The following is a 14,142-nucleotide window of genomic DNA, read 5'->3' as shown; positions in this document are numbered from 1 at the left end:
TAAAAAACAGAAACATGCTATACTATCTATACGAATATCTAACAGACCATGGAATTCACGTTCCGGGATTAGGATTGTTGAAATACATCTCCTTCCGTGCCGGAATGGCTGTATTGTTCTCTTTAATTATTGCCCTTGTCTACGGAAAAAGAGTGATTAATTACCTGAGAACAAAACAAATGGGTGAATTAGTCCGTGATCTTGGATTGGATGGCCAAAAGCAAAAAGAAGGGACTCCTACCATGGGAGGACTTATCATCATTTTGGCAACCATTATTCCCGTATTATTGTTTACAAGAATTACCAACGTATATATTGTCTTGCTGTTGGTTTCAATGTTTTGGATGGGAGCCATCGGATTCCTGGATGATTATCTAAAGAAAATAAAGAAAAATAAAGACGGACTTAGTGGTAAATTCAAAATTGTCGGACAGGTTGGCCTAGGGTTAATTGTCGGAGTTACCATGTATTTTCACCCGGACATCACCGTTAAAAGAAAATATGCGGATGCAAAAGTGGTGAACCGAAACAACGTAGAGCAAAATTTCATGCCTACAGAGAAAATCACAGTTTCTACAGTACCTTTTGCAAAGAACAATGAGTTTGATTATAGCGGAATCCTGTTTTGGATGAATGAAAAAGATGCCCACGAATGGGCATGGATTGTCTTTATTCCTATTGTTATCTTCATTGTAACAGCTGTTTCCAATGGAGCTAATATCACAGACGGAATAGATGGCCTCGCCGCAGGGACCAGTGCTATTATACTGCTTACCCTTGCCCTCTTCGCCTACCTTTCAGGGAACATCATCTTTGCAGACTATCTGAATATCATGTTCCTTCCGAATATGGGAGAAACCACCATTTTCGCCGTCGCAATGGTAGGAGCCGTAATTGGCTTTTTCTGGTATAACACCTATCCTGCCCAGGTTTTCATGGGAGATACGGGAAGTTTAATGTTGGGAGGTGTGATTGCTGTTTTAGCCATTATCTTAAGAAAAGAATTATTGATTCCCGTTTTATGCGGAATATTTTTGATCGAAAACCTGTCTGTGATGCTTCAGGTAATCGTTTTCAAATACAGAAAGAAAAAATATGGGTTGGAATATGCCCAAAACAATAGACTATTCAAAATGTCACCATTGCACCACCACTATCAGAAAGACGGATTTCACGAGAGTAAAATCGTCAACAGAATGATTATCATTGGAGTAATATTGGCAATTGTTTGTCTGATCACCTTAAAAATGAGATAAGATCAATTTAAAAATTGAAAGATTTAAACATTGAAAAATTTTTTAATCATTAAATCTTTTAATCATTAAATCAAAATAATATGAAAATAGTTGTTTTAGGAGGAGGAGAAAGCGGATGTGGAGCTGCTTATTTGGCTAAAAAGAAAGGTCTGGAAGTATTTCTTTCAGACAAAGGAGCCATTAAAGATAACTATAAGCAGTTTCTTACCGAAAATGAAATTGAATTTGAAGAAGGAGACCACAACGAAGAAAGGATTCTAAATGCAGATTGGATCGTAAAAAGCCCGGGAATTCCGAAAAAAGCAGAGATCATCCATAAAATTCATGAAAAAGGAATAAGACTTTCTTCAGAAATTGAATTTGCTTCTGAATTTACAGATGCTAAGATCATTGCTATCACAGGAAGCAACGGAAAAACCACCACCACTTCTCTGATCTACTATATCCTGAAAAATGACGGATTAAACGTAGGTTTAGGAGGAAACATAGGCTATAGCTTTGCAAAACAGGTTGCAGATGAAAACCATGAATATTATGTACTGGAAGTAAGCTCTTTCCAGTTGGATGACATTCAGAACTTCAGACCCTACATCTCTTTATTGTTGAACTTATCTCAGGATCACCTGGATCAGTACAATTACAATTATGAAGAATATGCATTGGCAAAATTCAGAATCACTGAAAATCAGGAAAATGACAACTTCTTCATCTACAATAAAGATGATGAAATGAGCAAAAACCTGCTTGAAAAGCTAGAAATAAAAGCGAAGATGATTCCTTTCTCCACAAAGGAACAACTTCCTGAAGGAGGTTTTGTAAATGATGATCAGATTGTGGTAAAAATGAAACATGAATTCTCAATGAAAGTTGAAGAGTTATCTCTTTTAGGAAACCATAATGTTGCCAATAGCTTAGCCGCATCAATTGCAGGTAAAATACTGAAGATCAACAATGAAAGCATAAGACATTCATTAATGACATTCCAGGCCGTAGAACACAGATTGGAATTCGTAACGGAAACAGACGGTGTAAAATACATCAATGACAGTAAGGCAACCAATGTGAATGCCACTTACTATGCTTTAGAAAGTATGAAAACCCCAACCGTATGGATCGTGGGTGGATTAGATAAAGGGAATGACTATACTGAAATTGAAGATTTAGTCAAAAGAAAAGTAAAGGCAATTGTTTGCCTTGGTGTTGATAATAAGAAAATTATAGATTTTTTCAAGGATAAAAAGGAATTTATCTATGATACTTCAAGTATGGAAGAAGCGGTGAAAATATCAAAATCACTGGCTAAAAAAGGAGACACCGTTCTGCTTTCTCCATGCTGCGCAAGCTTTGATTTATTCAAAAGCTATGAAGACAGAGGACGTCAGTTTAAAGAGCAGGTATTAAAAGCCAATGGCCATTAGTCAGAAGCCAATAGCATTAATTATGGACGAGCAGAATACAGAAACCAGATTTGAATTTCTAAAGGGCGATAAAGTACTTTGGATGGTCATTCTTGTGATCTCCATTTTCTCTATTTTCCCTGTTTACTCTGCAAGTTCAAACCTGGAATATATTGTGAATAACGGAACCACCACAGGCCACGTTATCAAACATATGTTCTTTGTACTCCTTGGATTAGCCATTATGAGGCTTGTAGGAACTATAAAATACGAATACATCGGAAAGCTCAGCAGTATTCTACTGGGGCTGATGATCGTTTTATTGATTGTTACCATGTTTACCGGCCAAACCATTGATGGAGCCAGTGCTTCCAGATGGTTGAAAATTCCGGGTACCCCCATTTCCTTTCAGCCATCATCATTCGCCTTCCTGATGTTGATTATCTATTTATGCAGATACTTAACCAAGAAGATCACAAGAGAAAGGCTTCCAATAGAGAATATCATGTATATTTTCGGACCTATTCTTCTTGTTTTTGTACTGGTAGCAAAAGATAACGGTTCTACCGCATTAATGATTCTGATGGTTTCAGTAATTGTTTTGATTGTCGGACAGCTTCACTGGAAATACATTGCGGGTTTTATTTCAGCCTCATTTGTAGCCATTGTATTCTTCCTGTTGATTGCATTAAATACCAATATGATTGGCGGAAACCGTGTTCACACATGGATGAGCCGTATTGAAACATTTACATCAAGCAAAGCAAAATCAGCAGACACAGATGATGAAAGTGTAAAAGCAAAGAACTATCAGGTAATGCAGGCCAAAGCCGCCATTGTACACGGTGGAATTACAGGAATGGGACCAGGAAAAAGTGCCTTAAAGCAAATGCTTCCACAATCCGCCTCCGACTTTATCTTCGCGGTTATCGTAGAAGAATACGGAGTAATCGGAGCTGCCTTTTTGATCAGTCTCTATCTGATTATGATGATACGAATTGTGATGATCGCGAGTAAAATGCCAGCCTTCTTCGGATCGTTGCTGGTGCTCAGTCTCGGGGTAATGATTTTTATACAGTTATCGGTCAATATTGCCGTTGCTGTGAATCTGATCCCGGTAACAGGACAGCCATTACCACTGATCAGTTATGGAGGAACCTCGATGCTGGTAACCTATTTACAGCTAGGAATTATCTTAAATATAAGCTCCAGAATTCAGATTTACGATGAAGAAGGAATGGGCAAAAAACAAAGCATAGCAGAAATAAACGATATCGCATAAACCTAAAAGAGTCCCGAAGGGACGATTTAACAAAAAATCGGACGCAGTCCTATTATATTAAACAATGAGCAAAAGACTAAAAATATTACTATCAGGCGGAGGAACAGGAGGACATATCTTCCCTGCCATCGCCATCGCTGATGAGATCAAGAGCAGATTTCCTGATGCAGAATTTTTGTTCATTGGAGCCAACGGAAAAATGGAAATGGAAAAAGTTCCACAAGCCGGATACAAAATTGAAGGAATTGATATCGCCGGAATCGACAGAGGAAACCTGTTGTCCAACTTAGGACTCCCTTTCAAGATTTTGAAAAGTTTAAACAGATCAAAAGCCATCATCAAAGAATTTAAACCGGATGTTGCGATAGGAACAGGAGGATTTGCAAGCGGACCTGCTTTATATGAAGCTACCAAATTGGGAGTTCCGGTCTTTATTCAAGAACAGAACGCTCATGCTGGTGTAACCAATAAAATTTTAAGTAAAGCAGCTAAAGCGATATTTACAGCTTACCCTAAAGTAGCAGGCTTCCCAGCAGAAAAGATAAAATTTCTTGGAAATCCGATCCGTTCTGTTATTATTTCTGGGATGCAGGATACTGCTCAGGCAAAAGAAAAAATGGGATTAAATAAGGATAAACTTACCATTTTATCGGTAGGTGGATCTTTAGGCTCCAGAACATTAAATAATGCCTGGAAATCTCATTTAAAACAAATTGTAGACAAAGATTATCAGCTGATCTGGCAGACCGGAAAGCTTGATTATAAAGATATTATTGAAGAAACGAAAAATATTGATACCAGGAATATTCAGATCCGTGAATTTATCAAAGACATGGAATTGGCCTATTCTGCAGCAGACATCATCGTTTCAAGAGCCGGAGCCATTGCCATTTCAGAGTTGGCAGTAGCACAAAAGCCGGTATTATTGGTGCCATTCCCATTTGCGGCAGAAGACCACCAAACCAAAAATGCCATGAACCTGGTTGAAAAAAATGCTGCCAGAATGGTAAAAGACTCTGAAATGCAGGAGAAATTCTGGAATACATTATCAGAAATCTGCGAAAACGAAAATGTGAGAAAAGAAATGTCCGACAATCTTGAGTATTTTGCTAAGCCAAATGCCACGAAAGAGATTGTAGATGAGATATTTAAAATAATAAGATAAATATGTAGGGTTTGTCATTCTGAACGAAACGTAGTGAAGTGAAGAATCTCAATTATTGAGATTTCTTGGTCCTCGGAAATCACAGATTCGGCACAGCCAATGACAAATGAAAATTTTTAATAAATAATGAAGAACTTAGAAACATATCAAAACTTTTACTTCGTTGGAATCGGAGGTATCGGAATGAGTGCTTTAGCACGTTACTTCCATGCGTCCGGTAAAAAAGTATTGGGTTACGATAAAACCAACACCAAGCTTACCCAAAATCTGATGAAAGAAGGGATTGATATTGTTTTTGAAGATCTTATAGACAAAAGAATTACATCCCTTCATAAAGAAGATACATTGGTAATCTATACTCCTGCCATTAAAACGCTTGGAATCTTAGATCATTTCAATCAAAGTCAGTTTGAAGTGTTGAAACGTGCAAAAGTTTTAGGCTTAATTACGGAAAATACAGACTGCATCGCAGTAGCTGGAACCCACGGGAAGACCACTACCTCTACCCTGGTTTCTCACCTATGCAAAGAAGCAAACTTACCGTTCTCATGCTTTTTAGGAGGAATTTCTGAGAACTTTAAGTCAAACTTTCTATACAACGGTTCCACCTATTCAGTGGTGGAGGCAGATGAATATGACAGAAGCTTTCTGAACCTCTCTCCGGATTGGGCAGTAGTGACTTCAACTGATGCAGACCACCTGGATATTTATGGAGATAAAAGCCATATTGAAGAAGGCTTCAGACAATTTGCAGCCCTAGTTCCTGAAGATAAACAACTATTTGTAAGAAAAGGAATTGAAATCGGAAGAGCCCATCAGACTTACGCTGTAAACGAAAAAGCTGATTACTATTCGGATAACCTGAGAATGGATCATGATAAGATTTATTTTGACTTCCATACTCCAACAGAAACAATAAAAGATTTTGTTTGGGAAATCCCGGGAATCCATAATGTAGAAAATGCTACAGTAGCATTGGCAATTTTGCATAATTTGGGCGTAGATTTTGATACGCTGAAAAAAGCAATTGCCAATTTTAAGGGAATTAAAAGAAGATATACCAAGCATTTTTACGAAAACGGTAAAATTTATATTGATGATTATGCTCACCACCCTACAGAAATCAATGCGGTAATGAGCTCTATTAAAACATTTTACCCCAATAAAAAATTATTGGTAGCCTTCCAGCCGCACCTGTTTAGCAGAACAAGAGATTTTGCAGACGGATTTGCAGAAAGTCTGAGTAAGGCAGACGAATTGATCTTATTGGACATTTATCCGGCAAGAGAACTTCAGGAGAATTTTGAAGGAATTACTTCAAGCTGGTTGTTGGACAAAGTAACATTAGACAAAAAAGAAGTATCAACTTTATCTGATGCTTTTGAAAAAATAAAAGAAAAAGAATTTGACATCCTTCTCACCGTAGGAGCCGGGAATATAGATACCCTGTACGACCCAATCTGTGAATGGATAAATAAATTGTAAAAAGTAATAATGTATTTACGTATTCATGAATACATTTTACATAAATACATGAATACAGAAAATGTATGAAAAATAAGTACAGAATATTAAAAATTGTTATCACGGTAATCATCCTTGGATTGTTACTGAGTTTCTCGTTGAAGAGATTCGGTGGCCAAAAGATTACGGATAATAAGATTTCTGTAAAAATGAATGAAAAAACTCCTGTTTACTTTGTTGATGAAAAAGATATCAGGGAAATTGTAAAAAAAGAGAATCCATCAGGAAAAGTAGGAGATCTGAATATTCCGGCTTTGGAAAAAAAGATCAATGCACTTCCCGCAGTGGATAGTGCCAATGTTTATCTAAACCTAAACGGAAAATTGAACCTTGATATCAAACAGAGGGTTCCGGTATTCAGGCTTAATAAAGATGGAAAAGACTTTTATGTAGACGAAAAAGGAATTGAATTTCCTATTTCAAGAACCTATTCCCATCCTTGTATGCTTGTAACAGGAAATGTACAGCCGGATGAATATGAAAAACTGGCAGAACTGGTTGGAAAAATTGATAACGATGATTTTAGTAAGAAATATTTTATTGGAATTTCAAAAAGCAAGGACAGCTATAACCTCCTGACCAGCGAAGGAAACTACAGAGTGGAAATTGGAGATCTCGATAATATTGATTTTAAAGTAAAAGGATTTAAAACCTTTGTGGAAAAATACCTGGTCTATCAGGATCCGCAAAAATACAGTATGGTCTCTGTAAAGTATCAAAACCAGATTGTGACCACTCTCAATCCTCACTTCAAGGAAAACGACAGTATCCTGAAGGCGGGTAGATTAGAAATGGCAAAAGCTCCTGCACTCACTGCCGCTGCTAAAAAAGCAGAGGTAAAGCCAAAGATTGCAGAAGTAAAAAAAACAAGCTCACCCCCGGCAAAACCGAAAGAGAGTACAAAACCTAAAATACAGGCAAAGAAAACAGAGAAAAAAACAACGGCCCCGGCACAGTCCAAGCCAAAGCCGAAACCAAAGGTGAAAATAGAATAAAAAAGGTCCTAAAGGACTATTAACACAAAGCAGGACCTGATCCTGCCATGGAAAAAGTAGAAAAAAATCAAATCGATATAAAAATGGAAAATCAAGAGTATTCAGTAGGTCTGGACATCGGGACAACAAAGATAGTCGCGATTGTCGGAAGAAGGAATGCACACGGGAAAATAGAAGTTCTCGGTGTAGGAAAAGCTAAAAGTCTTGGTGTTCATAAAGGTATTGTGAATAATATTTCACAGACAATTAATTCAATCAAGGCTGCAGTATCCGAGGCACAATCCAGTGCCGGGGTTCCTATCCGCAAAGTTACGGTAGGTATTGCAGGAAAACACATTCGTTCTCTGCAGCACTCCGATTATATTATGCGTGAACATCCGGATAAATTCATCACAGATGATGATATTGAAGCATTAAAAGATCAGGTCAAGAAACTGGTTATGCTTCCTGGAGAAGAAATTATCCATGTCCTTCCACAAGAATATAAAGTGGATTCCGAAGGGGAAATTCAGGAACCTGTCGGAATGCACGGAAAACGTTTAGAAGCTAACTTCCACGTTGTTGTCGGGCAAATGGGAAGCATCAGAAATATTGCAAGATGCGTTCGCGAAGCCGGACTAGAAATGGAAGCCCTTACTTTAGAACCATTAGCCTCTTCTGAAGCTGTTCTTACCAAAGAAGAGAAAGAAGCCGGAGTTGCTATTGTAGACATCGGAGGAGGAACTACAGATATTGCAATCTTCAAAGACAATATCATCCGCCATACCTGCGTAATCCCTTACGGAGGTGGAATTATTACGGAAGATATCAAAGAAGGTTGCTCCATTATTGAAAAACATGCTGAACAATTGAAAGTAAAATTCGGTTCGGCTGTTTCCGAATTAGAAAAAGACAGTACTTTTGTAACAATTCCCGGACTTCATGGGCGACCAGATAAGGAAATCTCTTTAAAAACCCTTGCTCAAATCATCAATGCAAGAGTAGAAGAAGTTTTGGAAATGGTAAATACCGAGTTAAAAGCCTACGGAGCCTTTGAACAAAAGAAAAAGCTGATTGCCGGAATTGTTCTGACAGGTGGTGGATCAAACCTTAAGCACCTTAGACAACTGGCCAACTATACCACAGGTTTTGACAGCAGAATCGGTTTTGCGAATGAATATATCGCCAACGATAAAAATCAGTATCTGAAAGGCCCTGAATTTGCTACGTCTATTGGGTTGCTGATGGAAAGTTTGAAGATCAGAGATAAAAAGCAGACTATTGACGATATAGAGGAGGTTGTAAAAGAGCAAACTAAGCCTGAAGCAGCTCCTGTACAGACAGAAACTGTTCAACCCGTTCAACAGGCTGCAGCTCCAGTTCAGGAACAATTGGTTGCCGATGAAAAGCAGGAAAACAGAAAAGCGAAGTTGACCTTCGGGCAGTCGCTTATGGAAAAAGTAAAAAAATTCTTTGAAGAAGTAGAGTAAATTATAAATGATGAATGATAAGCGATAAACGATCTTTTCCTTATCAATTATCATCAGTCAATTATCAATTATAATTATTAAAAGTATAGTTATGGAAAATATAGGTACACAAGGATTTTCATTTGACCTACCAAAGGGAAATTCATCCATCATAAAAGTAATCGGTGTAGGAGGCGGAGGAAACAACGCACTAAAACACATGTACGAAAAAGGGATCCACGGGGTTGATTTCGTGATCTGTAATACAGATGCCCAAACCCTGGATAATAACCCTGTTGCCAATAAAGTTCAATTGGGAACTTCCATCACGGAAGGTCTTGGAGCTGGTGCAGATCCTGAAGTAGGAGAAAAATCTGCTATTGAAAGTATTGAAGATATCAAAGCCGCTATGGGGCAGAACACGAAAATGGTGTTCATCACTGCCGGAATGGGTGGTGGTACAGGTACCGGAGCAGCTCCTGTCATTGCTAAAGTAGCAAAAGACATGGGAATCCTAACCGTAGGTATTGTTACCGTCCCTTTCAGTTTCGAAGGAAAAAGAAGATTGGAACAAGCTGAAAACGGACTTGATAAATTAAAAAATAATGTTGATTCATTAATTGTCATCAACAACGATAAACTGAGACAGCAATTTGGAAACCTTGGATTCAAACAAGGATTCTCTAAGGCCGATGAAGTGTTAGCCAATGCCGCTAAAGGAATGGCAGAAGTTATTACAGGGTACTTTGATGTAAACATTGACTTTAGAGATGCTAAATCTGTCCTTCAGAACTCTGGTACAGCGCTAATGTCTACAGGTACTGCTTCAGGTGAAAATAAGGCTGAAGAAGCCGTAAGAAAAGCATTGGATTCTCCGTTATTGAATGATAACAAGATTACAGGTGCTAAAAATGTACTATTGTTGATCAGAAGTGGTGCTGAAGAAGTTACGATGGACGAGATCGGTATCATTATGGACCACATCCAGAAAGAAGCTGGAAATACCGCAGATATTATTTTCGGGGTGGGTGCTGATGAAGAATTAGGAGATGCAGTAAGTGTACTTGTTATCGCTACAGGATTCTCTAATGATAATAAGAAATTTTCAGGTCCTACAGAAAAGATCAGAATCAGTCTTAACGATAATTTAGAGTCCCCAAAATCTTCTCCTTTTAAAACAAGAGAAGAAAGAGAGTCTGCTCCTGAAATAACGCATGATTTCGGAGGAAAAAGCCTTTTCAGGTTGGATGATGAGGACCATGATACTCCATTCAATGTGACTTCTACCGAAAAAAAAATGATTATTGAGGAAGAGGAAATCAGAACAGAAATAAAATTCTTTGATAAAGAAGAAAGTACAGTTAACACTCCTGAACAAGGATGGAGAAATGAAGATGAGCAGGAGGAATATAGCCTACTTTCTATTGAAGAAGAGGAAGATCCAAACGATTTGGAAATTCAGTCTTTCTCATTTGATTTTGATAATAAAAAAGAAGACCCTCAGTCTGGTAATGTATTCAATAACAATTCTTCACAAGAGAAACCGGTTGAATTCAATTTCTTCGTTAATGAGCCTATCAGGAATGAACCTAAGACAGATTACGGACAGCCTAAAGCAGAGTTTAATGCTCCGGCAAGTGCTGTAGCAGAACCTGCTCAGAAAATTGAAACCTTCTATCAAAAAGAAGAACCAAAAGTTAAAACAAAGCCTGCTTTTGAAAGCAAAACAGAAGTTGAAGCTCCGAAAACAGAAGAATCAGAATTCACTTTCGTGAACAAAACGATCGACCAGGACAAGATAATTGAAAGAAGAAATAAATTAAAAGAATTCAATTCCCGTTATCAAAGCTTTGACAGCACGAGTGAATTCGAATCTATTCCTGCTTTCAAGAGAAAAAATATCTCTATTGACGGAACTAATGCTTCAGACCAAAATATCAACACGTATATGTCTGACAACAATGGTTCTATGCAGATCAGAGAAAACAGGTTTTTAAATAAAGACGTAGACTAAATTAATTTGAAAATGATATAATTTGAGAATTTGAAAATTATTCTGTGGGAACGATAACCCCATTGCAGCAAAATAATAATTTTCAAATTGTTTCATTTTCAGATTTTCAAATTATAATTATGAGTTTAGAAAATACAATAAGCGAAGCAATAAAAACAGCTATGAGAGAGAAAGACAGAGTTGCTCTGGATTCCCTTCGTGCTGTAAAATCTCAAATTCTTCTTTTACAAACAGAAGCCAGAGGGGCTGAAGTTTCCGCAGAACAGGAAATTGCTATTCTTCAGAGAATGATTAAGCAGCGTAAAGACTCTTTTGAGCAGTTTTCTGCTCAGGGAAGACAGGACCTTGCTGAAGTGGAAGAAGCTCAGATGAAAGTCATTGAGAAGTTTTTACCGAAACAGCTTTCTGCAGAAGAATTAGAAACAGAAATTAAAAACATAATTTCAGAAACCGGAGCTGAGTCTATTAAAGATTTAGGGAAGGTAATGGGAGCTGCTTCCAAAGCATTAGCTGGAAAATCAGATGGAAAAAGTATTTCCGAGATGGTTAAAAAGCTCCTTTCATAATGTGATCGAGTTCTGGGGTTCGGAGCGATTTCGAATCTCACAAACACGTATCTCATTCCATAACTAAGGATATACAACCTTTGCATATCGATTTGATTAAGAAGCCCGGGACTGTTGAGTCTCGGGCTTCATTTTTTGGATATTAAAGTCTATTCGTCTTTTTGATTCAAAAAACTTTAAAAAAGAGTTTAGATACGATCATATTTCAGACAGTATTAAGTGATTGATTGCTTGAGGGAAAGCCTAAATGTTTTTTTCATGGTCGTTTGTTTTTCAGAATCATTTCAAATTTAATAATAATATTTCATTATTCCTAATTTTAATTCACATTTTTATGAATATTGTTATATTATTAATATTCAGTTAATTTTATATACCTAATCCATTCATAGTTATTATATATTGAACAAACGTAAAGAATTGTTTAACTTTGCATTGATAAAAAAACAAAATATATGTATCCAACAGATTTAGTAATGCCTATGAAGGCTGAACTTACAGATAAAGGTTTCCAGGATTTAACAACACCTGCTCAGGTAGAAGATGCTTTAAAGCAATCCGGAACAACATTATTAGTTATCAATTCCGTATGCGGATGTGCGGCAGGTGCCGCAAGACCAGGAGTTGTGTATTCTTTAACAGGAGATAAAAAACCAGATCATTTAACTACTGTATTTGCAGGTTTTGATACTGAGGCTGTAGCAGAAGCAAGAAAACATCTTGCTCCATTCCCGCCAAGCTCTCCGTGTGTTGCACTTTTCAAAGATGGAGAATTAGTTCATATGCTGGAAAGACACCACATTGAAGGAAATCCTGCAGGAGCAATTGCTGCTAACCTTCAGGCTGCTTATGATGAGTATTGCTAATAAGCAATAAACTAGATACTAAACCGTTACAAATTTTGTAGCGGTTTTTTTATTTAACTTCACAAAAAATTCTCTAAACATTCAAATATCATTATATTTGTTGGAATGGCAACCAAAGCACTTTTTAATACTGTAGTCAACTGGTTCATCCGTCAGAGGATAGACCAGATACAAAATTTCATGGATCATCCCATTGAAACTCAGAAGGGTATATTATTTTCCCAGCTGTTTCATGCGGAAGATACAGAATATGGTAAGCAGTACGGGTTTAATTCTATCTCAAGTTATCAGGACTTTAAAAATAAAGTTCCTATTGTTACGTATGAAGAAATGGAGCCTTATATTGAAAAAGCAAGACAGGGCCAAAAAGACGTAAGTTGGCCAGGGCTGATTAAACATTTTGCCAAATCTTCAGGAACAACGAATGCTAAAAGCAAATTCATTCCTATTTCTGCAGAAAGCCTTGAATACTGCCATATGAAGGCAGGAAAAGACATGGTTTCCATTTACGCCAACAATCATCCGGAAAATCAGCTTTTTAATTATAAAAATTTACGCTTAGGCGGAAGTTCTGAGTTATACGCAGATTTTAATACAAAATTTGGCGACTTATCAGCAATTTTAATTGATAATCTTCCGTTTTGGGTAGAAATTACAACTACTCCAAGCAAGAAGGTTTCTTTGATGGGCGAATGGGAAAGCAAGCTTAGGGCTATCACCTCTGAGGTAAAAAACGAAGATGTAGGAAGTATCCTTGGCGTACCCAGCTGGATGTTGGTTCTTTTACAAAGGGTATTGACCGAGACTAATGTAGATAATATTTCAGAGCTATGGCCTAATTTAGAGGTGTTTTTTCACGGTGGAATCAGTTTTAAGCCCTACAGGGAACAATACCGTAAGATCATCGGAAAAAACATCAATTACTACGAAATATACAATGCTTCGGAAGGGTTCTTCGGGATACAGGATAGATCCAACAGTGATGAAATGCTTCTGATGCTTGATTATGGTATATTCTATGAATTTATTCCTATGGATCAGTTTCATTTTTCAAATCCAAAAGTCGTAAGCCTGGAAGATGTGGAAATCGGAAAAAACTATGCCATGGTGATCACTACCAACGGTGGACTTTGGAGATACCTGATTGGAGACACTGTTGTATTTACTTCTATTAATCCTTTCAGAATAAAAATAACAGGAAGAACCAAGCACTATATCAATGCTTTTGGAGAAGAACTAATGATTACCAATGTAGAATCTGCCTTATCCAGAGCCTGTGAGCTAACCGGCGCTCAAATTACAGATTTTACAGGGGCTCCGGTTTTTATGAAAGAAAATGAAGGAGGTGCTCATGAATGGATCTTTGAATTCAGCCAATATCCTGATAACCTTGATAGCTTCATTGATGCTTTTGACCAACATCTGAAGAAAATCAATTCGGATTATGAAGCGAAAAGATACAATAATATGACGCTTAGAAGACCTATCGTTCATATTGCCAAGGACAACCTATTCTATCATTGGCTAGAATCTAGAGGAAAACTTGGTGGACAAAATAAGGTTCCAAGGTTGAGTAACGACAGAGAATACATTGACCCCTTACTGGAATTGAATAGATAAGTGTAAGGA

Annotated in this window: 11 protein-coding genes; all 11 read left to right on the top strand. The window is 37.4% G+C overall.

The window, feature by feature from the left end; translation table 11 throughout:
* Positions 1–14 precede the first annotated feature (14 nt).
* The 11 genes from mraY to EG344_RS11795 all read left to right on the top strand — a co-directional run bounded on the left by mraY (position 15) and on the right by EG344_RS11795 (position 14,133).
* Positions 15–1,256, top strand: coding sequence for a phospho-N-acetylmuramoyl-pentapeptide-transferase (gene mraY, locus EG344_RS11845; RefSeq protein ID WP_123909606.1), 1,242 nt, complete (start codon positions 15–17; stop codon positions 1,254–1,256).
* 80 nt (positions 1,257–1,336) lie between these two features.
* Positions 1,337–2,674 carry a UDP-N-acetylmuramoyl-L-alanine--D-glutamate ligase gene (gene murD, locus EG344_RS11840; RefSeq protein ID WP_123909605.1) on the top strand — a complete coding sequence of 446 codons (1,338 nt, stop codon included), beginning with the start codon at positions 1,337–1,339 and terminating at the stop codon, positions 2,672–2,674.
* Between the two features lie 22 nt (positions 2,675–2,696).
* Complete coding sequence (locus tag EG344_RS11835; RefSeq protein WP_123909604.1) at positions 2,697–3,935, top strand: FtsW/RodA/SpoVE family cell cycle protein; 1,239 nt, start codon at positions 2,697–2,699, stop codon at positions 3,933–3,935.
* 64 nt (positions 3,936–3,999) lie between these two features.
* Entirely contained in the window at positions 4,000–5,100 is a 1,101-nt protein-coding gene (gene murG / locus EG344_RS11830; protein WP_123909603.1) for an undecaprenyldiphospho-muramoylpentapeptide beta-N-acetylglucosaminyltransferase, read from the top strand.
* A 126-nt stretch (positions 5,101–5,226) separates the two neighbouring features.
* Entirely contained in the window at positions 5,227–6,585 is a 1,359-nt protein-coding gene (gene murC / locus EG344_RS11825; RefSeq protein WP_123909602.1) for a UDP-N-acetylmuramate--L-alanine ligase, read from the top strand.
* A gap of 65 nt (positions 6,586–6,650) precedes the next feature.
* Entirely contained in the window at positions 6,651–7,619 is a 969-nt protein-coding gene (locus tag EG344_RS11820) for a cell division protein FtsQ/DivIB (protein ID WP_123909601.1), read from the top strand.
* 83 nt (positions 7,620–7,702) lie between these two features.
* Positions 7,703–9,088, top strand: coding sequence for a cell division protein FtsA (ftsA, locus tag EG344_RS11815; protein ID WP_123909600.1), 1,386 nt, complete (start codon positions 7,703–7,705; stop codon positions 9,086–9,088).
* A gap of 91 nt (positions 9,089–9,179) precedes the next feature.
* Positions 9,180–11,081, top strand: a complete 1,902-nt coding sequence (ftsZ, locus tag EG344_RS11810; RefSeq protein ID WP_123909599.1) for a cell division protein FtsZ — start codon at positions 9,180–9,182, stop codon at positions 11,079–11,081.
* A gap of 119 nt (positions 11,082–11,200) precedes the next feature.
* Positions 11,201–11,647, top strand: coding sequence for a GatB/YqeY domain-containing protein (locus EG344_RS11805; protein WP_123909598.1), 447 nt, complete (start codon positions 11,201–11,203; stop codon positions 11,645–11,647).
* Positions 11,648–12,102: 455 nt separating this feature from the next.
* Positions 12,103–12,513, top strand: coding sequence for a BrxA/BrxB family bacilliredoxin (locus EG344_RS11800; RefSeq protein WP_123909597.1), 411 nt, complete (start codon positions 12,103–12,105; stop codon positions 12,511–12,513).
* 105 nt (positions 12,514–12,618) lie between these two features.
* A complete protein-coding gene (locus tag EG344_RS11795) occupies positions 12,619–14,133 on the top strand; it encodes a GH3 auxin-responsive promoter family protein (RefSeq protein ID WP_123909596.1) in 1,515 nt (504 codons plus the stop codon).
* The last annotated feature ends 9 nt before the right edge of the window (positions 14,134–14,142 follow it).

The organism is Chryseobacterium sp. G0162 (assembly GCF_003815715.1).
In the GTDB taxonomy this organism is placed as follows: domain Bacteria; phylum Bacteroidota; class Bacteroidia; order Flavobacteriales; family Weeksellaceae; genus Chryseobacterium.
This window is presented reverse-complemented; position numbering and strand designations above follow the sequence as displayed.